The sequence below is a fragment of the Pseudoalteromonas sp. AWH4_217 genome, from assembly GCF_056161105.1.
The window spans coordinates 21019-47350 of record NZ_JBSWYM010000023.1 but is presented as its reverse complement, the minus strand read 5'-3'; the positions used below and the strand labels follow the sequence as shown (position 1 = coordinate 47350).

General features: G+C 49.2%; 26 protein-coding genes. 8 read left to right on the top strand and 18 right to left on the bottom strand.

The window, feature by feature from the left end; translation table 11 throughout:
* The 11 genes from gspM to gspC all read right to left on the bottom strand — a co-directional run bounded on the left by gspM (position 1) and on the right by gspC (position 10644).
* On the bottom strand, positions 1-477 hold the full coding sequence (gene gspM, locus ACXAH1_RS21575; protein WP_475199542.1) for a type II secretion system protein GspM: 477 nt from the start codon (positions 475-477) through the stop codon (positions 1-3).
* Entirely contained in the window at positions 474-1682 is a 1209-nt protein-coding gene (gene gspL, locus ACXAH1_RS21570) for a type II secretion system protein GspL (RefSeq protein WP_475199540.1), read from the bottom strand. The genes gspM and gspL overlap by 4 nt, the downstream gene beginning before the upstream one ends.
* Complete coding sequence (gene gspK, locus ACXAH1_RS21565; RefSeq protein ID WP_253110615.1) at positions 1682-2680, bottom strand: type II secretion system minor pseudopilin GspK; 999 nt, start codon at positions 2678-2680, stop codon at positions 1682-1684. Before gspK ends, gspL begins: the two co-directional genes overlap by 1 nt.
* Positions 2661-3368 (bottom strand): type II secretion system minor pseudopilin GspJ, encoded by a 708-nt coding sequence (gene gspJ / locus ACXAH1_RS21560; RefSeq protein ID WP_475199538.1) that lies wholly within the window; start codon positions 3366-3368, stop codon positions 2661-2663. Before gspJ ends, gspK begins: the two co-directional genes overlap by 20 nt.
* Positions 3368-3763, bottom strand: a complete 396-nt coding sequence (gene gspI, locus ACXAH1_RS21555; protein ID WP_475199537.1) for a type II secretion system minor pseudopilin GspI — start codon at positions 3761-3763, stop codon at positions 3368-3370. Before gspI ends, gspJ begins: the two co-directional genes overlap by 1 nt.
* Entirely contained in the window at positions 3760-4383 is a 624-nt protein-coding gene (locus ACXAH1_RS21550; protein WP_475199535.1) for a prepilin-type N-terminal cleavage/methylation domain-containing protein, read from the bottom strand. Before ACXAH1_RS21550 ends, gspI begins: the two co-directional genes overlap by 4 nt.
* Before the next feature lie 5 nt (positions 4384-4388).
* A complete protein-coding gene (gene gspG / locus ACXAH1_RS21545; RefSeq protein ID WP_253110560.1) occupies positions 4389-4814 on the bottom strand; it encodes a type II secretion system major pseudopilin GspG in 426 nt (141 codons plus the stop codon).
* Positions 4815-4886: 72 nt separating this feature from the next.
* On the bottom strand, positions 4887-6113 hold the full coding sequence (gene gspF, locus ACXAH1_RS21540) for a type II secretion system inner membrane protein GspF (RefSeq protein WP_138543047.1): 1227 nt from the start codon (positions 6111-6113) through the stop codon (positions 4887-4889).
* Positions 6113-7600 carry a type II secretion system ATPase GspE gene (gene gspE / locus ACXAH1_RS21535; RefSeq protein WP_128064772.1) on the bottom strand — a complete coding sequence of 496 codons (1488 nt, stop codon included), beginning with the start codon at positions 7598-7600 and terminating at the stop codon, positions 6113-6115. The genes gspF and gspE overlap by 1 nt, the downstream gene beginning before the upstream one ends.
* Positions 7601-7658: 58 nt before the next feature.
* Positions 7659-9719 carry a type II secretion system secretin GspD gene (gspD, locus tag ACXAH1_RS21530; protein WP_475199531.1) on the bottom strand — a complete coding sequence of 687 codons (2061 nt, stop codon included), beginning with the start codon at positions 9717-9719 and terminating at the stop codon, positions 7659-7661.
* Positions 9720-9747: 28 nt separating this feature from the next.
* Entirely contained in the window at positions 9748-10644 is an 897-nt protein-coding gene (gene gspC, locus ACXAH1_RS21525; protein ID WP_253110556.1) for a type II secretion system protein GspC, read from the bottom strand.
* A 241-nt stretch (positions 10645-10885) separates the two neighbouring features.
* Between gspC and hslR the strand changes: the two genes are divergently transcribed.
* The 3 genes from hslR to ACXAH1_RS21510 all read left to right on the top strand — a co-directional run bounded on the left by hslR (position 10886) and on the right by ACXAH1_RS21510 (position 13951).
* On the top strand, positions 10886-11296 hold the full coding sequence (gene hslR, locus ACXAH1_RS21520) for a ribosome-associated heat shock protein Hsp15 (RefSeq protein WP_253110553.1): 411 nt from the start codon (positions 10886-10888) through the stop codon (positions 11294-11296).
* A gap of 11 nt (positions 11297-11307) precedes the next feature.
* Positions 11308-12153, top strand: a complete 846-nt coding sequence (gene hslO, locus ACXAH1_RS21515; protein ID WP_475199529.1) for an Hsp33 family molecular chaperone HslO — start codon at positions 11308-11310, stop codon at positions 12151-12153.
* A gap of 259 nt (positions 12154-12412) precedes the next feature.
* On the top strand, positions 12413-13951 hold the full coding sequence (locus tag ACXAH1_RS21510) for a phosphoenolpyruvate carboxykinase (protein ID WP_138543042.1): 1539 nt from the start codon (positions 12413-12415) through the stop codon (positions 13949-13951).
* A gap of 97 nt (positions 13952-14048) precedes the next feature.
* Here the strand turns inward: ACXAH1_RS21510 and ACXAH1_RS21505 are convergent, their stop codons facing one another.
* From ACXAH1_RS21505 to ompR, 3 genes are read right to left on the bottom strand one after another with little or no spacing between them, the layout of a single operon-like run.
* Entirely contained in the window at positions 14049-14753 is a 705-nt protein-coding gene (locus tag ACXAH1_RS21505; RefSeq protein WP_475199528.1) for a hypothetical protein, read from the bottom strand.
* A complete protein-coding gene (gene envZ / locus ACXAH1_RS21500; RefSeq protein WP_475199525.1) occupies positions 14746-16095 on the bottom strand; it encodes a two-component system sensor histidine kinase EnvZ in 1350 nt (449 codons plus the stop codon). Before envZ ends, ACXAH1_RS21505 begins: the two co-directional genes overlap by 8 nt.
* Complete coding sequence (gene ompR, locus ACXAH1_RS21495; protein WP_253110528.1) at positions 16096-16815, bottom strand: osmolarity response regulator transcription factor OmpR; 720 nt, start codon at positions 16813-16815, stop codon at positions 16096-16098.
* Positions 16816-17025: 210 nt separating this feature from the next.
* Here ompR and greB point away from each other — a divergent pair, with 210 nt between their 5' ends.
* Together greB and ACXAH1_RS21485 are read left to right on the top strand one after the other, a co-directional pair.
* Positions 17026-17499, top strand: a complete 474-nt coding sequence (gene greB / locus ACXAH1_RS21490; RefSeq protein ID WP_046007056.1) for a transcription elongation factor GreB — start codon at positions 17026-17028, stop codon at positions 17497-17499.
* A gap of 85 nt (positions 17500-17584) precedes the next feature.
* Positions 17585-19921 (top strand): Tex family protein, encoded by a 2337-nt coding sequence (locus ACXAH1_RS21485; RefSeq protein ID WP_475199519.1) that lies wholly within the window; start codon positions 17585-17587, stop codon positions 19919-19921.
* A gap of 74 nt (positions 19922-19995) precedes the next feature.
* On the opposite strand, the gene ACXAH1_RS21480 is transcribed toward ACXAH1_RS21485, so the two are convergent.
* The 3 genes from ACXAH1_RS21480 to bioH form a co-directional block, all read right to left on the bottom strand.
* On the bottom strand, positions 19996-20898 hold the full coding sequence (locus tag ACXAH1_RS21480) for a putative metalloprotease CJM1_0395 family protein (RefSeq protein ID WP_475199515.1): 903 nt from the start codon (positions 20896-20898) through the stop codon (positions 19996-19998).
* Positions 20898-21206, bottom strand: coding sequence for a hypothetical protein (locus ACXAH1_RS21475; RefSeq protein WP_046007059.1), 309 nt, complete (start codon positions 21204-21206; stop codon positions 20898-20900). The genes ACXAH1_RS21480 and ACXAH1_RS21475 overlap by 1 nt, the downstream gene beginning before the upstream one ends.
* Positions 21207-21309: 103 nt before the next feature.
* The gene (gene bioH / locus ACXAH1_RS21470) at positions 21310-22047 is read right to left on the bottom strand and encodes a pimeloyl-ACP methyl ester esterase BioH (RefSeq protein WP_475199511.1); all 738 of its coding nucleotides are present in this window, start codon (positions 22045-22047) and stop codon (positions 21310-21312) included.
* A 57-nt stretch (positions 22048-22104) separates the two neighbouring features.
* Between bioH and ACXAH1_RS21465 the strand changes: the two genes are divergently transcribed.
* Entirely contained in the window at positions 22105-22779 is a 675-nt protein-coding gene (locus ACXAH1_RS21465) for a ComF family protein (RefSeq protein ID WP_475199509.1), read from the top strand.
* On the opposite strand, the gene ACXAH1_RS21460 is transcribed toward ACXAH1_RS21465, so the two are convergent.
* The gene (locus tag ACXAH1_RS21460; RefSeq protein WP_475199506.1) at positions 22776-25310 is read right to left on the bottom strand and encodes a M14 metallopeptidase family protein; all 2535 of its coding nucleotides are present in this window, start codon (positions 25308-25310) and stop codon (positions 22776-22778) included. The genes ACXAH1_RS21465 and ACXAH1_RS21460 overlap by 4 nt on opposite strands.
* A gap of 155 nt (positions 25311-25465) precedes the next feature.
* On the opposite strand from ACXAH1_RS21460, the gene nfuA reads away from it, so the two are divergent.
* Together nfuA and ACXAH1_RS21450 are read left to right on the top strand one after the other, a co-directional pair.
* A complete protein-coding gene (gene nfuA, locus ACXAH1_RS21455; protein ID WP_046007063.1) occupies positions 25466-26041 on the top strand; it encodes a Fe-S biogenesis protein NfuA in 576 nt (191 codons plus the stop codon).
* A gap of 6 nt (positions 26042-26047) precedes the next feature.
* Entirely contained in the window at positions 26048-26320 is a 273-nt protein-coding gene (locus tag ACXAH1_RS21450; RefSeq protein WP_475199501.1) for a hypothetical protein, read from the top strand.
* The last annotated feature ends 12 nt before the right edge of the window (positions 26321-26332 follow it).

Below are 26332 nucleotides of genomic sequence, written 5' to 3'. Positions count from 1 at the left end.
TTATTTCTCTAATACCAGACGACTAACTCGAACATATCCGGGAGCATCTTCTTTGCCCAAATCCAGGTTAGCCACTTTAACACCATGCTGATTGGTCAGCTCGTCCAGCCAGGCAATCAACTGGTTAAACTCTACATTGTCGATATTCACACGTAGTGAGTTATCGCTGGGTTGCATTTTGCTGATGGCAATTTTATATCTACCGCGAGTACGGTTGACCAGCTGAGTCAAGTTCACGTTGCCCGCAGAGGCACGACTTGAACTCTGACTTTTCAATTGCGTCACACTTTTGCTTACCCAGGAAACCAAGGCCTGTTGTTTATCAACTTCTTTTTCTGCTTTTTCAACCGCACTGTTCAACGGGCGAATTATGCCCATTATCAATACAAATACGCTGAACACAACCCCGGCAACAATCAGTAACTTTTGCTCCTGCTCTTTGAGGGACTGCCAATAATTGATCACTTGCTGTTTCATGCTGCACCTCGAATGCGGATCTCGCCGATCACGTAATCGCCATCATTATTAAGGGCGCCCTGCTGAACTGTCATACCACGCTGTTCGAGGATACTCTTCACCTGACCAAATACCTGGAAGCCATTTGCTTTAGCACGGATCCTCAATTCATTACGACGTTGATCATACCGTAAGGTCTCTGGCTCAAAGTCTTTCACCTCGTCAAAAACCGTCACAAAGTGGTTTGTCAGCTCCAGAAACCCGCCTTGCTGCTCACCAGATAAACTGTTCAGCTCGTTCTGGATCTGTTTCTTTAACAGGTGTGGGCGTACGACTTTATTCGGAAATGCCTGCTTGTAACTCGCAACAGCCTGAGCACTGAGTTCATCGGCCTGACTCTGTAGCAAGAGAAGCTGGGTCGATTTGACTGCAATGAAACACACTAATGCGACTGAAGCCGCAATCAAGCCACTGCGCCAGTCACGCCACCATTGGGGCTGCTTCTTCTTAGCTGCAAATTTGCCCTGACGTAGATTAAACGCTTCAAGTTCCAACTGCTTGGCGAACAGCGCAAGGGGTAAGTCATACTCACCTTCCATTGCTTCTAATGTCTTTTCAGACTCCAATGCCTCACCCGGGCTAAAATGCTGTATGCGCTCAGCAGGCAATAAGCTCAGATAACCCGTCAGCCAGTCAGGTTCAACACCGCTCACCTGCCATTCAGCTGTGCGGAACAACCACTGTGTACCCAGCTCAATGGCACTGACTGCATTTTCCGCTGGTGCTGGTAGCAATAACGCATCAGGTATCAAACGCTGCACACTGATATCAAAGTCATCAAATAACGTCATCCAGGCTACCAGCCATGCTTTGTCACACAGGGCAACATCTATGGTGTGCTGCTCATCACGCTGACCCGCTTTGCCAACCGCAATAAAGGCCTTATCGATGTCACAGGCAATTTGCTCTTCTAACATAAAGGGCAGAGCCTGCTCCAGCTTCCTGTTCCATTTTGCTGGTAAATCAATCGTTTTTAACTGCACGCTAGAGGCAGGAGGCAACACAGCAACCGAGCGGCTTTGTGCTTTTTCGCTTAGCTCACCAAGCAGTCCGGCATGCTCCAGCTCACCGCTGGCAATGATCTGCGCATCTTGCGCCGACCAGACCAACCAATGAACGGGCTCTTGTTGTGAGTGACCCACACGGATCATCAATTTTTCTGACACTAAACGCCTCCAAATTTACGCGCTAGGATGCTCGCCCGACCCTCTTTTATTTCGATTATTGAGGTCAGGCGAAACAAACGCTCATCGAACTGAGCCTTTGCTCGTAACTTAAAATAATTGCTTGAAATAGTAAAAATTTTCTCGTTCTTTTGCTTATCTGAAGCACCTTGATTCGCAGCTTCAGTGTAAAACTCCTGAATCGAGTCAAAGCCTTTTTCCGGTCGGGCAGAAATAATCGCCTCCGCGCCAGACTGACTTAACCCTTCCATTAACGCACTCAGTAACAACGCTTGCTCAGGCTGTATCGTATTGACGTTTATAGCCAGCTCAGTGTTACCGGGAATCACACAGACATAGGGCAATAGCTTTTCCATCACCAACGGGTTGAACCCTTTGATGACCCTCAGCTCACTGACCGACGCAAACAAATTATTCGCCGTCAGATATGGTGTTCTGAGAGACATATATTCATCTTCTTCAGCACCAGAGCGGAACGTGATGCTGTCATCGTCCAGCCAGTCATATACGCTGTCTGCCATCGCCTCTTCACTCTCTTCACTTGGCAGATCTTCGATGTTCTTCAACAGTTCAAGCAACGCTTTGTGTGCTGGGTTCGTCTCGTTCCGGGAACCCGTATTCTTCGTTTTGGCCCGTAATGCATTGAGGTTTAAGCATGCCTGTAAGTCAGTGATCTGACCGCTCAATGTGCCATGGTCGACCGGGTAAGGGACCTCTTCCAGTGCCCAGGGTTGGCCAAGGTGCACTTTATCTGGCTCATCTTTTCGACTGTCCAGTAAGACCTTTTTCACCAGCTCTTCTGCGCCGTAGCTATACCACTTTGCCTGTTGGTGGGTTTGCAGGTTGGTCGCTTTTTGCACCTGGACCATCAGGTTCATGGTCATTTCCGTCGCAATCGTCGCGGCCAGGGCCACGATGAATAGAACAATGACTAACGCTGCACCACGTTGAGATCTCACGCTAGCCCCTCCTTTGTCCATCATCATCATTCTGATCGCCGCTATTATTATTCCCGTTGCGATTATCATCATCGCTACTGGCCTGTTTAACCTTTCCGTCGCCCGGAGTTAAGAAAATACGCCGGATAGGCTCAGCATCTTTTTGTTGCACTGTGACGGCGACCGCTAAAGGCAGAGCTTTAATATCCCAGTTATTTTGCCATTTTTGCTTGTCATCAAGGAATTCAAACTTGAGCTCCTCAACATTTTCAAGGATCACCTGGCTGCGAGGCTCCGTACCGTCCAGCTGATCAACATAAATTCGATAAATACGTTCAAGGTTGTCATCTACAACCCGGTACCCGACAGCCTGCAACTCAGAGCGTGGAAGTAGACTGATCGGATTCGTCCAACCGTCCCGAACAAAGGCAATGCCATCGTACTGGCTGTTTAAATTATAACGACCATGAAGAATGTAAGTTGGGCTGAAGTCTCCGGCCTCATTACGTACCTCTCGCTTGGTCATCTGGTTGAAATCCTGGTCCATTAAACGAAACATCGTCTGTAATGACTCCAGTTCGGCCACGGTTTCCTCGGATGCCTCTTTTGCTCTGAGTGTGGTATCGAGTATCTGGTGTGTTGCCGTCACAACCATGGCGAGAATAGCCAGTGCCAGTAATACTTCTATCAGGGTAAATCCACCTTGCCGGGCAGTGTTCTGCAACTGCATTACCGCTTCCCTTTTTTGTAGATAAAGGTGGTCAGGTCATACACCGAGTGTTCACGTTTTTCATCGGAAAAAACTTCAATGGTGACCTTTACAAAAGTCGGATCTGCTGTCGCAAGAGTGGACTGAGACCAATACCAGGTTACTCCGCCCATTTCCTCATCGCCCTTAAGGCCATTTCTGACAGCCCCTTCTTTGGCGCCAGCACGCATCATAACGAGGCGGTTTTCCGCAACCCAGGATGCATAAGCCTGCTGCTCCAGTGTACCAATGTGATTGATATGCTCTCCCGTTGCCTGCATCGCGGCGATACCGGCCACAGCACAAATACTGAGTGCCACCATCACCTCAAGTAGCGTAAACCCAACTTGTTTTGTTTTTAGGATCAGGCCGCTCATGAGTCTTCCGGCTCCTTGCGTAAATTCACCGGCGCCATGAACTCGCCCTCAATAAAGTACACGGGCTCGCTTTGTTCATCTAGCTCCAGGCTGAGTTGAAATGCACTGACTTCGCCTGATGAGAGCAGCAATACCTGAGGGATTTTTAATTTCTTAAGTTCCAGCAAACTTTCTTCGTCACCGGAGCCCATCAGCTCACGCCAGTTAGCCTGCTCCAGCATATTGTCTTGTGCCCAGGCGAGATCTTCAGTGGTGAGTTCTATTTTATACTCATCCGGATAGTCTATGGCCTGATACAGTTCTTCCACTTCGAATGTGGTCCACTTTTCACCGTCAAACACCAGGAACTCAAGCTTTTTCTTGTCCAGGTGAAAGCCCAATTCAATTTGGTTAAGAATGGCGAATTCGGAAGCCATGTTAATCACACTGTGCAGTCGCAGCGCTTCGCGCTCCAGTTCTTCTTCCATATCATCTGACAAGGTGTAAGTGACCAGATTGACTGAAAAGCCAATGATCACCAGCACCATCAGGATTTCGATAAGGCTGAATCCGGCCTGACGACCGGGTTTTGGCGAGTGTGCTTGTTGCACACTCCGCTGAGCGTCTACTGCTGTGCGCATAAGAATTAACGGTCTTCTTCGCTGTCCCAGTTCCCCAGGTCGTCATCAGTACCTACTTCGCCGTCTGGTCCCATGGAGAAGATATCGATCTTGCCCATCTCACCCGGGCTGACCAGCTGATAAGGGTTGCCCCATGGATCTTCTGGCAATTTTGAAATGAAGCCGCCATCAGGGAAACGTTTAGGCACAGGGTCGATGGTGGTTTGTGTTACCAGTGCTTCCAAACCTTGCTCTGTGGTTGGGTACTTTTTGTTTTTAAGCTTATACATTTTCATTGCGTCTTCAAGCTGACGAATGTCCAGCATCGCTTTTTCTTTTGCTGCGTCTTCTTGCTGACCCATGATGTTAGGTGCCACGATTGACATGATCATCCCGATGATCACCAGAACCACCATGACTTCTAATAATGAGAAACCGGATTGTTTATTCACGTTATTTACCTCAATGCTGTTAGCGCATGGCAAAAAGCCAAGACGCTGATGTTGTATATGCAATTAATTTGACTACAGACCAATTGCTTTGTTCATCGCCATGATTGGCTGTAGGATAGCCATTACGATAAACAGCACGATAACAGCCATGCTTGCAATCATGGCGGGTTCGAGCAGTTTTAACGAAACGCTGACCATACTTTCGAATTCCCTGTCCTGGTTGTTGGCAGCACGCTCAAGCATTTGCTCCAGTTCACCGGACTTTTCACCACTTGCAATCATATGAAGCATCATGGGCGGAAATAGCTTTGTTTGTGCCAGTGCAGCCCGCAGACTTGCACCTTCACTCACATGGGTTGCCGCATCTGTGACAGCAGCTTTGATCTTTTCATTTTCCAGTACCTGGCCAGAGATTTTCATACCTTCTAACAACGGCACTGAACTTGAAGACAAAATACTTAAAGTGCGGGCAAAACGGGCCGTGTTAATACCCCGGCTGATTTTGCCAATACCAGGAAGCTGCAAAAGCTTAGCGTCATACCAAAAACGGACTTTGGGCCTTTTCAGGGCTTGTTTACTCAAAAACACACTACCAAATATCACCACCAGTGAAATCATCCAGTACGCCTGAACGAAATTACTGGCAGCCATTACCCACTCTGTAGTCCAGGGCAGTACCTGCTTGGACTTCTCGAAAGTTTTAAGGATTTTCGGTACCACGGTACCCAGGAGAACCGAGACTATGGCAATAGCGAAAATCACAAGGATGGTTGGATATACCATCGCCTGAGTGATCTGGCTGCGCATGTGCTGTCGCTGTTCGGTGTAATCCGCCAGGCGATTCAGTACCTGGTCTAAATGACCTGACTTTTCGCCCGCGGCGACCATAGCACGATAAAGATTATCAAAGACATGTGGAAACTCAGACATGCCATCGGCCAGCGTGTAACCTTCCACCACCTTGGAACGCACAGCCATCAGCATACGCTTCAGGCGCGGCTTTTCACATTGTTCTGCAACTGCCATTACCGCTGCTTCTACCGGAAGAGAGGACTGTATCAGGGTTGCTAACTGGCGCGTGATAAGGGCGATATCGGATACCGAAGGCTTGTAACCCCGGGTCAGGGTGAAGCCGCCCGAACTGGCCGACTTTTCCTTTTCCGCAGCCGGAGCTACCTCCAGTGGCATCATGGCTTTTTCGCGCAACATCTGGCGAACCTGTTTGGCGGTGTCCGCCTCCAGAATGCCTTTTTTTTCTTTTCCTTTGCCGTCTAAAGCACGGTACTCAAACGCAGCCATTAGCCTTCCTCACGGGTGACCCGCATCACCTCTTCCAGCGTCGTCTGACCTTTTAGCACCCGCGCACATCCATCCTGACGAATACTCGGACTGAAAGTACGAATGTACTTTTCTACCGACTGCTCGCCTTTACCGTTGTGGATCAGCTCACGAATGTGCTCATCTACTATCAGTAGTTCATGAATACCGGTTCGCCCCTTGTAGCCATTAAAATTACATTCTTCACACCCTACGGCGCGATAAATGGTGGTTTGCGACCCTTTCTCAACACCTAACAGCTCACACTCACGATCGTCCGCCAGATGGGCTTCTTTACAGTTCGGGCATAAGGTTCGTACCAGTCGTTGTGACAAAACACCCAACAATGATGATGACAGCAGGAAAGGCTCAACCCCCATATCTTCCATCCGGGTAATCGCGCCCGAAGCCGTGTTAGTGTGCAGCGTTGACATAACTAAGTGACCGGTCAGAGACGCCTGAACACCGATTTGTGCGGTTTCCAGATCCCGGATCTCACCAACCATCACCACATCCGGATCCTGACGCAGTATCGCGCGCAGACCACGGGCAAAGGTCATATCCACTTTGGGATTCACCTGGGTCTGACCAATCCCGGGGATCTCATATTCAATAGGATCTTCTACGGTCAGTATGTTGCGATCTCTGGAGTTAATCTGCGTCATACCGGCATACAAGGTGGTACTCTTACCAGAACCTGTAGGACCGGTAACCAGAATGATACCGTGTGGCTTGGCAATGATTTCAGCAAACAGCTCACGGTTGCGTTCGGTCATACCCAAGTCTTCGAGGTTCAGACGTGCATTATTCTTATCCAGCAGACGCAATACAACGCGTTCGCCAAAGCTTGAAGGCATGGTCGATACCCGCACATCAACGGCACGGCCGGCAATGCGCAGACTGATCCGGCCATCTTGCGGAACCCGTTTTTCGGCGATGTCGAGCTTTGCCATTACTTTGATACGCGATACCAGCAATGAAGACAACTTGCGATTCGGCTTGAGCACTTCTTTCAACACGCCATCCACCCGGAACCGGATCACTAACTCCTGCTCAAAGGTCTCGATATGAATATCCGAGGCCCCTTCTTTGATTGCTTCGCTCAGCATGGCGTTGATCAGTTTGATGATCGGCGCATCGTCATCTGCAGCAAGCAAGTCTTCGGTTTGCGGCATTTCTTCAGCGAGCGAGAAGAGGTCAACTTCGTTGCCAATGTCTTCCATCATTTGCTGTGTTTCAGAGCTGTCACGCTGATAAGACGCTTCCAGCAGCAGTTCAAACTTATCGTCGTCCAGCTGCTCCAGAGTAAAGCCCGCCTGAGCAATGCGACGTACTTCGAGCAGCGCATCCAGCGAGGGCTGACCTTTGTAGTAAACTTTCAATCCGTCTGGCTGTTGACTCAGCAACAGGCTCTGACGTCTGGCATAGGCAAATGGCAGACGCACATGTGACGCTGCTTCTGGTTCCATTGCCTCGTCCAGCGCAAGCGCCGTCTCGTCATGGCCGTCGATCAGTTCCTGTACCGCCTCAGTCATTGTTCTTCTCGTTTTGCTCGTTCAGAAACTCTTCATACGTTGGCGGTAGCACCATCGCATCGTCCCACTGCGGCAGAATTGGCGCATCCTGCAGCGGCATCAGATCAATACCATCTTCACGCTGCTTAGTCTGTTCACCACGGATAAACTTGTACTTAGCATGGCTCAGTTCGTTCATGCTGCGGCTGTCACGAACAATCGTCGGACGAATAAAGACCAACAGGTTACGCTTACGCTTGGTCGTGTTGGTTGACTTAAACAGATGGCCCAGCACCGGAATGTCGCCCAGTAACGGAACTTTAGAAACACTTTCCTGTACGTCTTCGTCAATCAGACCACCCAGGATGACCATACCGCCGTCATCAGCAATGACAGTCGTATTGATAGCGCGTTTATTCACTGAGATATCAACCGCGGTTGCACCACTGACGCTGGAAACTTCCTGCTCAATGGTTAGCTGTACGGCTGTGCCATCATTAATTTGTGGGGTGACTTTCAGTTTCACACCCACTTCCTGACGATCCACCGTCTGGAATGGATTCGAGTTATTCTCACTGGCAGTTGAGCCAGTAATGATAGGCACTTCCTGGCCGACAATCATGGATGCTTCTTCATTGTCCATGGTTGTAATAGAAGGTGTTGCAAGGATATTCGAGTTGGTATCGGTTGATACGGCCTGGATGATCGCGCCCCAGTCGTTTTTCACAACGCCCATTGCCAGACCATTGATGCCACCCAGCAAGGAACCCAGCGCGCCTAGATCACCTTCAACGGTTTCGTTGTATTCGACCACATTTTTCGGATCTTCTGTACCAGCCTGAGTACGAACAACCGTCTTATCACGAGCCTGCTCAGCTGCTACAGCCAGTGCCCCAACCGGAACGGTGGTACCATTATTAAACTGCAACATACCGCCTTTTTCGGTGATCCATTGCAGGCCAAAGTTGATACCATCCCCTTCCTGTACTTCTACCACGATGGCTTCAACCAGAACTTGCGCTCGACGCACATCAAGCTTTTCGATGACGTTGGCCAGTGATCGCATGGTATCCGGCTGTGCCGTGATCACCAGTGAGTTAGAATCTTCATGGGCTTCGATGCTAGTCTCATTTTGGTTGTTGCGAGTACGGGTTTTACTACCACCTTGCGCTTCTTCCTGCAGGGTTTTACTCACCCCTTGCAGCACTTTAACCAACTCTTCAGCCTTCGCATAATCGAGGTAGAAAACCTGGGTATTGCCCTGGTTTTCCAGCTCTTCATCCAGACGTTTAATTAGTTCGATCGCGCGGGTACGGGCTTGTACCTCACCACTGACCACCACACTGTTAGTACGGTTGTCTGAAACGATCTTAGGGATCAAAAACTGTGGTACCTGGTTTTTACCACCGTCTTTATAAATTTTTTCGACAACCTGCACCACGTCATCAGCCGTTGCATGCTTCAGGCGTACAATGTCAACACGCTGGTCGCCTGCCTGGTCCACCGACTTGATAATGCTGACCAATCGATTTACCGAGGCGGCATGGCCTGTCAACATCATGACGTTGGCAGAGTTAAAGTTGGTGACGTGCCCACCATCTTTTTGGTCACTGAACTGGCGAATAAGCGGGCCAAGTTCCTGTACGCTGACGTTTTTAACCTCAACAACCCGAGTGATCATCACATCGCCGTTATCAATGTCACCGTCACCCACTAAAGGTACATTGGCTTTTTTACCATCTGAGCTGCGCACAACTTTGAGCACCCCAGTTTCCATCTCTACGACCGCATAGCCGTACACTTCCAGTACATTGAGGAAAAACTGATAGTACAGCGCTTCGTCCATCAGCTCGTAGCTGCGGACATTAATATTGCCCCGAACATTGGGGTCGATGATGATGGTCTTATTGAGGTTCTTACTGATGATATTAATGAATTCGTTAATATCAGTGCCTTTAAAGTTGGCCGCATACTCAACCGCAGAAACAGACAAGGACAATCCAGCCGCAAATAACAGAGCTGCATACTTAGCTAACCCTTTTTTGATTTTTGTGAGGTGTAGCTTTCTACCCATGATTTTTATAACTCCAAAATTATAGTCTTTACAGGCTAAATTGCACATCGACAGTCTGGCCGTCACGTTCAATCGTGATATTGGCATCAGTACTATTTCTCAGCTCATTCATCGCTGACATAGCCTGTTTCATATCCGTGAGTTGGAAGCCATTAATAGCAATGGCGAGATCGTTATTTTTAAGCCCCATCTTCTTAAACAGTTCAGGGTCTTTGCCCGGACGTAAACGATAGCCAACCAGCTGGCCATTACGTCGCTCAGGCGAAATACGAATGTAGTCGAACAATTTGCCCGGCTCGGCCAGCAACTCATCACGGCGCTGTTTTAGCTCTTCACGGGCTTTGTCACTGATCTGTTTTGGCTGGTTGCGGTTAGCAGTACGACGAGATTGTACCGGCGTGGCAACCTGACGACTAAACTCAATACCGTCCAGCATCAGGGTTTCAAACCGACCACTGACGTCCAGGATGACTCGATCAGGCAGTACCTGAGCCAGTTTGGCACGCGTCCCCTTAACGGGATCCTGCACCACATAGGTTTCCTGGCGACCCTGAGATTCTATAATAGCAAGACCTGCTGCATCATTCTGGCTGACCGCAACGATGCCCGTCAGCCGCACATTTAGTTGCGTTTCAGGCGCATCAGAAATCACTGGTTTGGGCGCTTCAACAACGGTTTTTTCGTTTGCCTTGCCAAATATGTTGTGGCCAAGAATGGTTTGGCTGCTTACCGCAGCTGAGGTTTGCGCGTACATCTGCGATTGAGTGGGCAAAGGCTGAGTCTGAGGAACTGGCCAGAGCAGCCAAAATAACTTAGCACAAAGAAATGCGATATACACAACAGCCAAATACACCACCAGGCGGCTAAGCTTCGCATGGGGTAAGTCATGTATTAATTTTTGCAACTGTTGTAGCTGTAATTCCATATGTCATATTCTTATTCTGTTGAGCGCCTCAGTGTACCGCCTCGAATTCGATTCAACAAGCACGCGTATATGAAACTTTAAAGTAAATAGGTACAACTTAGGATACCTACCTGAACACAGTATTAACAGTGCTTGTGGCTGAGATGTAACCACATCAGAGCGTGTCCAGATGCTTTTTTTGCCTCATCAAATGTGTTAAATTTCACCGATTAAATTAGCTTTGGGCATTAGTTAACGAATTGTGACAAAAGTCAATCAAGAAAACAACCTAAGCGAAGTGAAAGTACGCCTGGACAAATGGCTCTGGGCGGCACGCTTTTATAAAACCCGCACCATAGCCCGAGAGATGATCCAGGGTGGCAAGGTACACTACAACGGCCAGCGCTGTAAACCCAGCCGAACGGTTGATGTTGGTGCGGTGATAAAATTGGCACAGGGCTTCGATGAGAAGGAGATCACCGTGCTGAAGTTAATAGAAAAGCGCCAGAGTGCGCCTATCGCTCAGACACTCTATGTGGAATCCGAAGCCAGCCTTGAAAAACGGGCGCAAAACGCCATCGCGCGCAAAAATAACAGCTTTTTTGCACCGCGCCCCGAGCATAAACCAGATAAAAAGCAGCGTCGCGAACTGCTCAAACTGAAATCTAGCTAGGATCTGAATTGATGCAACAAGATTTACTTCATCGATATATTTTCGATCAACTCGATGTACGTGGCGAACTCGTACAAATTGAACACACCTTTAATGACATTATCAGTGGCCATGACTACCCGAAGGAAGTGCAAACCCTGTTGGGTGAACTACTACTTGCGTCCAGCCTGCTGACCGCCACGTTAAAGTTTGAAGGCGACATCACAGTACAATTGCAAGGTGATGGACCGGTCAAATACGCTGCCATCAACGGTGACCACAAGCAAAATATGCGTGGCATTGCCCGCCTGCAGGGTGAAGTCACAGGCAGCAATGTTCAGGATCTGATGGGCAAAGGCTATATGGTGATCACCATTACTCCAGATAAGGGCGAGCGCTATCAGGGCGTTGTACCACTGAGTGGCGAGACCCTGGCAGCCTGCCTGGAAGACTATTTTGTTCAGTCTGAACAATTGAAGACTCGTTTGTGGTTCGCTACCGATGTCAGTGGCGAGCGCGCTAAAGCAGCTGGACTATTTTTACAGGTGCTGCCGGTAGACAAAGCCAAGTCGGAAGAAGATTTTGCCCATCTGGAAGCACTCAGCAACACCATTAAAGATGAGGAGTTGCTTACACTTGACGCGCAAACAGTACTAACACGCTTATATCACGAAGATAACCCACAGTTGTTCGAGCCACAGGAAATTAATTTTGTCTGCGGTTGCAGCCGCGATAAAACCATCAGCGCTTTGGTCAATATTGGCCGAGATGCTTTGCTTGACGATGTTCAAAAGCAGGGTGAGATCAATATCAGCTGCCATTACTGCCTGAAAAATTACCGATTTGAGGAGCAAGATATTAAGGCAATTTTTAATTAGCCAGGCTACTTTTATCAAATTGGAGACAAGCCGCCATTTTGGCGGCTTTTTTGTCGCTAAAAATTGATACCGGTGTCATTTTAAGGTCACATTTCATGACACCGGTATCATTGAAATTATTCGATTTTTTTGACAAATTTATGGCGTTTTACCCCGTTTCAGGGCTCGAATATCTGAATTTCATCTGTTACTATGATTTCAGCTTTTGGTGAAACTTCTCCAGAGCTATCCCGTTCAATTCTCACATTTAGGTATAAACATGACTTCAAGCGCTACTCGTTTTGTCGATTTAACTGCAGCTGAACTTGTCGAACACGCCATCCGCCGTGGTGAAGGGACTTTGGCCGCAAATGGAGCTTTTGTAGCAAAAACTGGCCGCCGCACAGGGCGTTCACCTAACGACCGTTTTATCGTTAAAGAGCCAAGCACAGAAAATGACATCCAATGGGGTAACGTTAACCGCCCATTCGATGCAGACAAATTCAACGCGCTGTGGGCCCGTGTAGAAGCACACGTGAACAGCAACGACCACTTCGTCTCTCACCTTGAAGTGGGTTCAGATCCTGAACACTATTTACCCGTTGTTGTAACAACAGAAACAGCCTGGCACCATATTTTTGCCAAGAACATGTTTATCGAGCCTGAAAAATACAATGCAGCTGATTTACCCCAATGGCAGGTGATGAATGTACCTTCTTTCGTTTGCGACCCTGAGCGCGACGGAACAAACAGCGACGGTACAGTGATCATCAACTTTGCAGAGCGCAAAGTGCTTATCGCAGGTATGCATTACGCCGGTGAAATGAAAAAGTCTATGTTCTCTGTACAAAACTTCCTGTTACCAGCGAAGGGCGTACTGCCAATGCACTGTAGTGCAAACGTAGGCGAAGCAGGCGACACCACATTATTCTTTGGTTTGTCTGGCACAGGTAAAACGACTTTGTCGGCAGATCCTAAACGCTTCCTGATCGGTGATGATGAACATGGCTGGGCACCTGGCAGTGTTTTCAACATCGAAGGCGGTTGTTACGCAAAATGTATCGACCTGTCTCAGAAGAACGAGCCGGTTATCTGGAACGCAATCAAGTTTGGTACCATCCTTGAAAACGTAGTACTGGATGAACAACGTGTTCCTGATTTTAATGACACTAGCCTGACACAAAATACCCGTGCAGCTTACCCGCTTGAGCACGTTGAAAAGCGTAAAGTAGAAAACCGTGCCGGTGAGCCTCGTGCAGTAGTATTCCTGACTTGTGACGTGAGCGGCGTACTACCTCCAGTGTCTATTCTGTCTGAAGAAGCAGCAGCTTACCACTTCCTGAGCGGCTATACTGCCAAAGTGGGCTCAACAGAAATTGGTTCTACGTCAGACATCGAGTCAACCTTCTCAACGTGTTTCGGCGCACCTTTCTTCCCGCGTCCGGCAGGCGTTTATGCTGAGCTTCTGATGAAGCGTGTACGTGAGTTCAACTCAAAAGTTTACTTGGTTAACACTGGCTGGACTGGCGGTCCTTACGGCATTGGTAAGCGTTTCGATATTCCGACCACACGTGCTGTGATTGATGCTATCGTTAACGACACACTGGAAGGCGTAGAAACACAACACATTGACGCGCTAAACCTGGACGTACCGGTTGCTGTACCAGGTGTAGACAGCAAACTGCTTAACCCAATCAACACCTGGGAAGACAAAGCAAAATATGCTGAGTATGCGTCTAAGCTGGCTGCAGACTTCGAAGCCAACTTCGCAAAATACGATGTCTCTGAAGCCATCAAATCAGCAGGCCCGCGTGGCTAAGCTGACTTAGATTCAGATTCCTTTATCAAAAGCGCCCCTCGTTGGGCGTTTTTTTATGCCTGAATTTAGGGTAGAACTGAAATCGAGCACAGCCCGACTAGAACGTATTTTTAAGCTGTTTCCAGGCTGTGGCGAGGAGCTGCCTTAAGGTCACCGGGATCACGGCAAGTAACGCCACCCCTTTATCAAAGTTGGGGTTCACAGTGCAGTAATGGGCTATTTCTGCTTTGTTACTGGCTTTAAACTGAGCCACTTCTGCAGCTGAATAACGTGTTTTTCGCCCCACCACTTTAAGACACTGCATCCCATTCACATCACTCTCAAGCCCAGTTGGATTTAACGCCTGATACAATTGAGACTCCTTCGATGAGCCTGTCGCGGTTGGATAAACCGTGGCAATGTTTTTTGCCATAGCCCGGAACATGGCAGGGCTAAGCATGGTATCTGCATATAACAAAGTGCGCCAGGGCCGGCGCAAATAAACCTTGGTTACCTCAAGAATAGAAAAAGAAAAAGTATTGTTCTTACCCCGAAACTGCGGTAAAAACCCGGCCGATGCGCCAATCACGCAAAACGCTTGATGGCCGTCATCGAAGGTCAGCAAACAGTACCCAGCCAGCTCACCGGCTTCACTGTAATAGAGTCTCAGCCGCCGATGAATTGGCCCGTCTTGCTCAAAGTAGTAAGCAAAATAGGCCTCTGGCTCTATCCCCTCAAAGCACTGCCCAATGATACTAAGCAGCTGAGCTCTGGTTACTGCACTCAAACAGCCAGGCAGATAAGATAAGTCGCGTTTATTCACCGGGCTTTGACTGCTCAGGTGCAGAATTGATGGCACCGAATTTTTTCGCGACCGGCAGCATGACTTCCGCACTCAGGCCGCCTTCTTTGCGATTGCGCAGGCGCACTTTTCCGCCGTGGGTGGACACTATCCGCTTGATGATAGCCAGGCCCAAACCACTTCCTTCACTCCCCCGCGCCAGATCACCTTGCTTAAACGGCTCAAAGAGCGATTCTAACTCCTCTTCCGGGATCCCGGGGCCCCGATCCTTCACTTTGATAAACACCGCTTTATGACGAGCACTGAATTCTGTCATCACCTCTATCTTGTCCTCAGAATAGCGGATGGCGTTCTCAATCATATTAGTAACCACGCGCTTCAGTGCAACATGGTTCATCATGACGGCGGGGATATTTGCCGTCGTTGTCAGGACGATTTCTCTTTGATGCTGTTGTTCGGCATGCACAACTTCTTCAACAACCGCATTGACATCATCCAACACCATTTCTCCACTGTTATGATGTCTCAGGTACTCAATAAACTGATCGATGATGGCATTCATGTCTTCAATATCGTCGATAATTCCTTCTTTTAAATAGGCTTCCTCATCCGACATCATTTCTGTCGCTAAACGGATACGCGTCAATGGCGTTCTTAAATCGTGGGATACACCCGCCATCAACAAACGTCGATCATTCTCAAGTTCTGCGATCCCTTTGGACATTTTATTAAATGCACGAGTTACTTCGATAACCTCCGTGGAGCCATGTTCAACCAGGCGGGTAGAAAAATCACCGACTCCAACCCGACTGGCCGCAATCTGTAAGGCCTTAAGCGGCCTATTCAGATGCCGAGCAAACAGCCAGCCGCCGAGTACGCTTAAAAAGCCGATACTGGAGAGATAGAATACGAGAAATTCCATTTTGGTTTCAGAAAAACCAGTGAGCGGCACCCGAACCCAATAACCCGGTGCCTGAGGTGCTTCTACCCAGTAAACAACGGGGTCGCCCTGGCTGATCCGCACCCGGGCAGACCCATTGAGCTGTTCAGACATACTGCGCGATAGCAGAGTATATTCCCTGGCCTCTCCAAGCCCGTTGCGGTACGCCTCGCGCTGAGCCATAACCTCGATACCTGTGATCTCAAAAAATTTTTCCGATAAAGTGGAGTCGACCTCAACGCCTTCTTCCCAATCAATGAACACCGTTTTAACCTGCTTGGCAAGCATCAGGTTAACCTGTTCAAAGGTCGGCTTAAACACGTACAGGGTCACTGTGATGTAGGAAACAATCTGGTTGATCAGCAGCAGCGCACCGACAAAAAATACCGTCTGTCCAAATGCGCTACGAGGCAGGATACTCATTTACTTCTCGCCGTCTGGGACAAAAACATAACCCAGGCCCCAGACTGTCTGAATATAACGGGGGTTAGAGGCATCTTCTTCAATCATTCTGCGCAAGCGCGAAACCTGAACATCAATGCTGCGCTCCAGTGCGCTATAATCTCTGCCACGGGCCAGATTCATCAGCTTGTCACGACTCAGCGGCTCCCTGGGATGGCTCACCAGCGCTTTTAACACCGCAAATTCGCCACTGGTCAGGGCGATGGTTGCATCACCTTTTTGCATTTCCCGGGTTGCCAGGTTGAGTTTGAAGGCACCGAATTCGACTTCATTTTCTTCGACCGCTGGCGCACCAGGCACTTCTTTAGCGCGGCGACGTAACACCGCCTTGATCCGTGCTAATAACTCACGCGGATTAAATGGTTTAGGCAAATAATCGTCTGCGCCCAGCTCCAGGCCAATGATACGATCAACTTCATCTCCCTTTGCCGTCAACATGACAATGGGTATTTCATTTTCTTTTTGCCTGAGGCGACGACAGATAGACAAGCCATCCTCCCCTGGCAACATGAGATCCAACACCATCAGATGAAAGTTTTCACGTTCAAGCAATCTGTCCATTTGTTCAGAATTAGCAGCACTGCGAACAATAAAGCCCTGCTCAACCAGATATCGCTCCAGCAGGCTGCGTAAACGCATATCATCGTCAACGACTAACACTTTAGTGGTTTCATTCCCCATTGGCATTCTTCTTATTTTTTCTCTAGTTGACCCTAAATATAATTGAAAATAAAACGCTTAGACACCATAAACACAGAATAAGATTGTTACCGAACGTTACAGGTGTGCCCCCGGTTTGGCCATACAGATCCCGAGTTTCGTGGAATTGGTATGCACCCAGATCCGGAGTACACTAAACATATGTCGACGTTTCACCCTAGTATGCACAAGATGAAAACCAACCTAATTACACCTGAAGGCTATCGAAAGCTTCAGCAGGAACACGATCACTTATGGTTTGAAAAGCGCCCGGAAGTGACCAAGATCGTTAACTGGGCAGCAAGTTTAGGCGATCGCTCAGAAAACGCCGACTATACTTTTAACAAACGCTTACTACGCCAAATAGACCGCCGCGTCCGCTATTTACGTAAACGCTTGCCAGACTTGAAAATTGTAGAGTACTCGCCGCAGCAACAAGGTAAGGTCTATTTTGGTGCCTGGGTCGAAATAGAGAATGACGATGGCGAAGTTAAGCGTTTTCGTATTGTAGGGCCGGATGAAATCTACGAGCGGAATGATTACATCTCTATCGATTCTCCCATGGCAAGAGCACTACTCGGGAAGTCAGTTGATGAAGAATACAGTGTAAAAACCCCGCAAGGGGAGATGCTGTGGTACGTCAATAAGATCGATTACACTGCCTGACCACATCCGTTCCAGATATGATATGATGACCGCAAATGCTGGCCAAGAAATAGAGCTAGCCAATTGAACTATATAAGGATTTTGCATGAGCAATATCTCAGCCCGTTTAGCTGCTGAGCTAAACGCATCACAACAGCAAGTGGATGCTGCTACCGCGCTACTGGATGAAGGTGCGACCGTTCCGTTTATAGCCCGTTACCGTAAAGAGGTAACCGGTGGTCTGGATGACACTCAGCTGCGCTTACTCGAACAGCGCCTGGGCTATCTGCGGGAGTTAGAAGAACGCCGGGCTTTCATTATCAAGACCATAGATGAGCAGGGCAAGCTCACTGAGCAACTAGCGGCAGAGCTTAAACAGGTACAAAGCAAAACCGAACTGGAAGATTTATACTTACCCTACAAGCCCAAGCGCCGTACCAAGGGCCAGATTGCCATTGAAGCAGGGCTTGAGCCACTGGCCGATCTACTGTTCAGCGATCCGGATCAGGCACCCGAACAAGCGGCTGAAGCCTATATCAATGTCGAGAAGGGCATTGAGGATAGTAAAGCAGCGCTGGATGGTGCCAAGTTCATCCTGATGGAACGCTTTGCAGAAGATGCAAAATTACTCAGCAAGTTCAGAAACCAGTTAAAGCAACATGGCTACTTACAGAGCCGTGTTGTTCCAGGCCAAGAAGACGCAGGCAGTAAATATCGTGACTACTTTGAACACGACGAAAAACTGGCAGGGGTCCCGTCTCACCGTGCGCTCGCCATGCTCAGAGCCCGCAACGAAGGCATTCTGCAGCTGTCTATCAACCCGGAACCACAAGCAGAAGACCCCCAACAATATTGTGCCCAGATGATAGCGGATCACTATGGTCTGGACGTGTCGGGCCGCGCTGCAAGTAGCTGGTTAATGACCGTTGTGCAGTGGGCCTGGAAAATCAAACTGGCCACGCATCTTGAAAATGAAATGCTGGGTGCTACCCGTGAATTTGCTGAGCAAGGCGCCATTGATGTTTTTGCCAAAAACCTCAAAGATCTACTGATGGCGGCTCCCGCGGGACCGCGTGTGACAATGGGGATAGATCCAGGTCTCAGAACCGGATGTAAGGTTGCCATTGTCGACAAGACGGGCAAGTTACTGGCAACCACTACAATTTTCCCACACGCGCCACAAAATCATTGGGATAAATCTCTGCGTACACTGGAACAACAGTGTCGTCAGCACAAAGTGGAGCTGATTGCCATTGGCAATGGCACGGCCTCTCGCGAGACAGACAAACTAGCCGCCGAGCTGCTGAAAGCCGCCAGTGAGCTGAAGCTCACTAAAGTCATGGTCAGTGAAGCAGGCGCGTCGGTCTACTCCGCTTCGGAGTTTGCTGCCAATGAATTTCCGGATCTGGATGTCTCGTTACGTGGTGCCGTGTCGATCGCTCGCCGATTACAGGACCCACTTGCTGAACTGGTTAAAATTGAGCCTAAGTCGATTGGTGTAGGCCAGTATCAACATGATGTATCGCAAAGTCAGCTGGGCCAGACGCTAACGACCGTTGTAGAAGACTGCGTAAACTCGGTTGGTGTCGATGTCAACACAGCCTCAGTGCCTCTATTAACGCGTGTGTCAGGGTTAAATAAAACGTTAGCAACCAATATCGTTAAATTTCGGGATACCAATGGCTCATTTAGCAACCGTAAACAGCTGAAACAGGTCGAGCGTCTGGGGCCAAAAGCATTTGAACAGGCAGCGGGTTTCTTGCGCATTGCCAATGGTGATGATCCTCTGGATGCCTCAGCGGTTCACCCTGAGGCTTACCCTGTGGTGAAAAAAATCTGCGGTAGTAAATCACTGGATGTCGCCGCACTGATAGGTAACAGTGATGTACTGGGCAAACTGGATCCTGCCGATTATGTCGATGACAAGTTTGGTGTGCCAACCATCACTGATATTCTGGGCGAGCTGGACAAGCCAGGACGCGATCCTCGTCCCGAGTTTAAAACGGCTCAGTTCAAAGCCGGGGTAGAGACCATTTCCGACCTAAAGGTTGGCATGACCCTAGAGGGCGTGGTATCAAACGTGGCAAACTTTGGTGCCTTTGTCGATGTTGGCGTACATCAGGATGGACTCGTTCATATTTCAGCACTGACGGACAAGTTTATCTCAGATCCACGAGAAGTGGTTAAGGCGGGTGACATTGTTAAAGTTAAAGTCATTGAAGTAGACGTAGCCCGTAAACGGATCAGCTTTACCATGCGACTAAACGATGAGATCCCGGCAAGCGCAGGACAAAAGCAGAGTAAGCCCGCCGCGCAAAAGCCCGGAGGCAAGTCTCAACGACCCGCACAGCGCAAAGACACTCGACGTGACAATCGTCGCGACAACGGCAACGCAGCAATGGGCAATGCCTTTGCTGAAGCCTTTGCCAAGCTGAAAAAGTAATTGCTGACACACACAACGACACAGGCCCGCATAAGCGGGCCTGTGTCGTTGGACTGATTAGGCTTATTTGCTATTTAAATTACCACCGATAGCTGAGACGCTTCTTTGGGCTTGGCAACATGACCGTAAAAGCCTTCTATTCTCAGTGCCCGTGACGCTATTTCAGGATCCCTGTCGATAGGCAGTGCTACAGCAAAGGGGTCTACCTCTTCTTCCAATCGCGCGGATTCAGGTTGCTGCTCGCTTAACTCATCTTCATTCAGACGACGAGTTTGATACCCCACAACGCGATTGTTGTTTTCATCCGCTTCTTCACCACTGATAGATTGTTTGGCCAGGTCAGCCTGAGCCTGTGCAATTTTGGCCGTTGCATCTGCTGCGATAGCCCTGTCTGCACCCGAAGGCTCTGCCGGCGCTAACGCTGCTGCACGAACCGTTTGCATTTTGTCTATGGTTTCACGCGGGTCCCCGGTGGGCGCCACGTCGATCATCACTTCGCCACCGACAGCATAATTGTTGCCGTCCGGACCGCGTTGATATTCATAGCTGGGCGACCCTGCATACTGACCACCCACTCTGGCATGTGCTTCTTCGTGCAGACGCACTTCCCGATCCCGATCTTTTAGCTCTTGTATCTGAGCTTGCTCTGCTTCCAGTTCCGCCTGTTCACGATCGCTTAGCTCCTGCGGGTCTTGCTGCTCCTGTTGATTGCCCTGCTCACCTTGTTCCCCTTCCTGACGCTCTTCAATCGTCTTACCATCTTTAAGCTGACCTGTACTATCGTACAGGCCGGAATCATCGGCAGAAAATGTTTTTTGTTTTTCACCGTCAGATAGCGGCTTGTTTTCAGTAAACGCAGGGGAGACCGGCGCAGGTTTTGGAATAACCTCGCGGAGTTGATTGTCACGTTGCGCCGTCTCAGTGTAGACGTTCGCCGTGTTTAGGTTCATCGCCGGGGGTGGCGTTACTATATTCATTACACTTTAATATCAATCAAAGTACCCAATACTTCGTCAGCTGTACGAATAGTCTGCGCGTTCGCTTTAGCATTAAATTCAGCTACCTTTAGGTCAACCACGGCTTCGTCTAACCTGGGAGGTTGTCCCACAGGTGCGGTGACGCCTTCATTACTGGATGCGCCCTGAAGTTGTCGTTGCTGTGCAACCTGCTGCTCGCTCTGCTGGTCCAGTGTTGCCTTATTAATGTCGGCTGCGGCTTGCTCGGCACTTTGGCGGGCAAACTCAAAACCCTGAACACCTGCATTGAGGATATCATTGACTGCCATATCTCGCCCTAAAGTTAGAAAATCTCAACCTAATTATTGCTCAATTTATAGACGAAATAAAGTAAAGGCGGCAAAAAATTGCCGCTTTTTCCATCGTAGAAAACTAAAGAATTGATTTTAAATGAGTAACAAACTCGTCTTTGTGGGAAATAAACGGCGCATGTGATGCTTTGGAAAAGGTAAACGCCTTAAACTGCGGATTGAGTGCAGCCATTCGCTCAATCACATCGCTCGGTACCAGTGCATCGAGGCGACCAAAAAGCCCGAATACAGGCTGGCTGAGTGCACCAAACTCAGTGCGGTAGTCACAGCTTTGTAATGCATCCAGCCCAAGGCTGAGCGCGCTGGAATTCGGGGCTGGTAGCTGACCTAACAGCTGACGCAATTGTTTAATATCGTCCCGGGCATGTTCGCTGCCCATAGCCTGAATCGCGAGAAATCGCTCTATGGTTTTGGCACTGTCATCGGCCAATGCTTGTTTAAACCCTGCCAGCACTTTCGGTTTAATCCCTGGCCAGTCTGGCAGCTCCACAAAGCAGGGATTAGATGCCACCAACACAAGTTTGGCGACTTTTTCTGGATATCGATGCGCCAGATTAAGGGCCACTAGTCCACCCAAAGACCAGCCAACCAGCACAGAGTTATTATCCAACTGAGCTGCAATGTCATCCGCAACCTCATCCAAGGTGGAGATATGCTCAGGAAACGCCGCGCCGCCAAAGCCAGGTAAATTCACCGCACGGACAGGCAAAGCCTGTGCCTGCTGAAGCTGTTCAATGCTCAGCTGCCATACTTGTTTATTCATTCCCCAGCCGTGCAATAGGACAATTTCGCTTTGCATTAACTCACTTCCTCAACCAAACTTGTCGCTATGATAGCGATTCAAGGATGGAAAGCAATGTCATTATCCAGTGCAATCACACAAGCTCTGTTCCCCTGCCAGTGCGCTTGTTGCCGCTGCCCAACAGACACCACAGGCCTGTGTGTGTCATGTCTCGAGGCCCTGCCTCTTTTCTCTCCCGCAGAAGGAAACCTGCTATTACGCCCTGATATACAAGCTCAGTTCAGCTTGCCCTACTGTGATGGACTGATCGCCTGTGGTTGGTATCGTGGTGCACTTAAACGTTGGTTATGTGAGTTAAAACTGCATCAGAGGAACCATGCAGCGAGCCTGCTGCGTCAGGTCATCACGCATCAGTGGCAATGCTACTGTGAGGAGCAACTGATTGATGCGAATGCCGCCATTATTATCCCTTTGCCCAGGCACCGCCTTATCAATCGTGGCTTTAATCAGGTAATGCAGACCTGGGGCCGTGTACTTGAACCCCAGTTATCGATTCTGCCTGTTTTATCGAAGCGCATGACCCGAGCCCAGCAATCGTTAAATCGCAGGGCTCGATTGCAAAACCAGCTCCAGGCTTTTACCTTATCGGGAACGCTGATTGGCAGACGTATTTTGTTGGTTGACGATGTGCTCACCACAGGGGCAACCCTGAATGCAGCCGCCCAGCTCTGTCAACGCGCGGGCGCTGAACAGATCTGGGCATGTGCTACGTGCCTGACACCAGCCTAATGAACCGCGTGTGCGAAAAAGAGTGCATTATTAAACAGTCGGCTGCTACCGTACCAGAAACCGCGAAAAACAGGGTTGTCCGTCATCGCTATTACCACTCCATTTCCATAGGTGTCAGCAACCAGAGCGGCCGATTTTGCGATTTGTGAGACATTGCGATCGTCGGCATAACCCGCAAGTAGCGGCTGTTGTTGATACATTGCGACATCAAGGAACGGGGCTTCATTGGGCTCAATCAGCCAGCTGCTATTTTTGAATACAGGTAAGGTGCTGTTCTCAAAACCGAATGCCAGCGGATGAGAAAGGTCTAAGTGAGTCTCAAAAATGGCGCCTGCAATACGCTGTTGTGCAGCCAGCTGTTCTTTGTCTTCAAAACGCAGTCCCTTCGTATCGAATGCCTCGCGCATTTCTTTACTGCCGATGACCTTGGCATTGAGCAACTGGTGTTCTATCAGCCACTGCGCACCGCGCTTATGACCCCAGATCACACCGCCTTTATGGACCCAACTGATAATGGCAGCTTGCGCTTTTTTACTCAGCGCTGAATAGCGGCCATCGGCCAGTACAATGTGGCTATAGCGACTCAGATCAACCCGTTCAAGACGATGCAGCTCAATGATGCTCGGCGCAATCCCCACATGTCTGTCGAGGTGATACCAGACTTCGCCCACTTCATACTGGCTGGTACCCTGACCACCCACCAATAATACTTCAGGCTTGCGCAGCGGCATCATACGACGAGAACCTAAATCGATACCCTGAGGCGTCAGACCTGAGTTGATGGTTGTAAGTGGAATAGCGAGCTCCCTCGCCTGCTTTGTCAGCAAGTGCTGCCAGTCATCCTGGTTTTGCAGCCCTGCAGGGATCACAATCGTGCCGGCATCAAAATGTTGTTCTCCGTTTGCCAATCTGGCAGTGAATGACTGCAATGCAACACGCGCTTCCAACCCTTGTGTCAATAACTGGTTGAGTAACTTAGGTGCCAGATAATGCTGCCATGAAAAAGCATAAGCGTACGCTTTACCAGACAACGGCTCTGGTTCGCTCAAGGCGGCCGGCTGCCACTGAGTGTCACTGACGTTCAGGCCCCAACTACTGGTGACCTGCGCAAAGTCCAGATCGTAGGCATGTGGCAAAGTCCACCCCGATACATCGTAAAATGTATTGTCTTTAAAATGCGTTTGCTCACTGAACATGGCCAGGATGAGACGAACCTGAGGCTGCGCCAATGGGATGTAAAGATCCCCAGCCTTAAACTGATGTGCTTTAATTTTCAACGGCTTTTCCAGTCGATGCGTCTTCACCTGATGCTGGCTCAGTAGCGCAACAAACTGCTCTAACCGATATGGATCTTTACCAGCCGACACCACATACCCCTGAAAGTCTTGTTGTTTTGCTTCTTTGAGCGCACTTGAATAAAAGTGCTGTTGGTAATCAAGTAGTGCCTGACGGTTCGCAGCCGCTCCCTGAATTGTTGAAAATGAGGTAATAAGCTGGTTCTTGATCGTCTGTGGAAAGGTCAGCAAGCCGTTAATGGTCTCCTGTGCATGACCACGACTACTGGCTTGCTCAAACAGAATACCCACCGATCCATTGATATCCGGGTAGGTTGACCCTTTGCCATAGTAAAAATCGTCAAAACTCTCCTGAGTAAAATACAGCTGACCGGTCTGGTCCAGTGCATCTGCATGAAACTGACCAATGGCCGCAGTTAAACTTTGGTTGCGCTCGGGTGTCAGTGGATGCGTGCGCGATGGGATCCCAGGCTGGAAAAAGTAGCTTGAGTTAGGACCCATTTCGTGGAAATCAGCTAAAACATTAGGCTTCCACTCATGAAATGCTGCGATCCGTGCCTGTGATTCTGGATGTTGCAGCAACAGCCAGTCCCGATTTAAGTCAAACCAATAGTGATTGGTTCTGCCAGAGGGCCAACCTTCAACATGCTCTCTGTGTTGCGGGTCGCTTGATAATACCTGACCGCGATGACTGTTAGCCCAGTTAGCAAACCGCGCTAATCCGTCCGGATTCAGTGACGGGTCTAGCAATATCACGGTATCGCGCAACAAAGCATCTATTTTCTCCCCCTGAGCAGCCGCCAGATAGTAAGCCACCAGCATGGCCGTGTTACTGCCCGACGGTTCATTGCCGTGAACACTATAACCGAGCCAGACAATGGCCGGCGCCTCTTTACGGGGCAGTGATTGTTCAAGCGCGCTCAGGTGTGCATTTTTTACCGCCTCTATGTCTTTAAGCCGGTTTTCATTAGCAATGGTCAGCAATACCAGTGGCCGATGTTCATGGCTGTGACCTATGGTCTTTATTGATACCCGCGGGCTAGCCTCTGCCAACTTGCTTAAGTAGTGTACCAATTGCTCCGGACGCACATGCCACTCTCCAACTTCATATCCCAGCACCTCATGTGGTTTTGGAATGAGTGGATCAAATTGTTGTGTGTCATCAAAATAAAAACTCAGTGGCTTGGCGCTGAGTTGCAAACTCAACACATACAGCACGATTAACAGGCGATACATAGTTACTCCATCTACTCCGGCAATTTTTAACCAGCCAGTACGCTAGCAATGAGGCTCGAGTTGCTGCAAATTTTTACGCCCAACACTAGCTACAACAAGATGAGGGGAGTATCATAGGGATTAACCGAGTAATTTAGTCAAGTATAGCGTAGATTATGATCACAATTTCAGAGACAGCTCAGTCACACTTTGCCAAGCTATTGGCCGATCAAGCCGATGGTACAAACATCCGCGTATTCGTCGTAAACCCAGGTACAGCTCAGGCTGAATGTGGCGTTTCATATTGTCCAGCCGATGCCGTTGAAGACAGCGATATCCGCTTACCATTCAATGGATTCGATGCCGTTGTCGACGCAGAAAGTGCCCCCTTCCTTGAAGAAGCAGAGATCGACTTTGTCACTGATAAAATGGGCAGCCAACTGACCCTTAAAGCGCCTAACGCGAAAGCGAAAAAGCTCAGCAACAATGCGTCACTGGAAGAACGTGTCGAGCATATGCTGGTGACTGAAGTAAACCCTCAATTGGCCAATCACGGTGGCCAGGTCAGCCTGGTAGAAATCACGGCCGAGGGCATTGCCGTATTACAATTTGGCGGCGGCTGTAACGGCTGCTCTATGATCGATGTCACACTCAAAGAAGGCATCGAAAAAGAAATGATCGCTAAGTTCGAGGAAATCACCGGCGTCCGTGACATCACCGAACACTCACGGGGCGATCACTCCTACTACTAAATCCGTATGCGGCATTTAATATATCGCTTAGGGTCGCACCCTAAGCGTAGCCTGCGATTCTTCCTCTCAGGGCTTGCCTTATTTGCCCTGAGTATGGTGTTGATTGCCTTAGGCTATTTTTATCAGCCCTGGCTGCAACTGCCCGGAGTGATGATTCTGGTACCCGCACTGGGTGTTGCCGGTTATGGTTATTTAGGTATTTTCGCCAACCGTTTTTCTCAGGTGCTATCTGCACGTGAATCAGCCAAAGCAGCTGCTAAAAAAGCCTTTGAAGAGTAGCTAACAATGTCT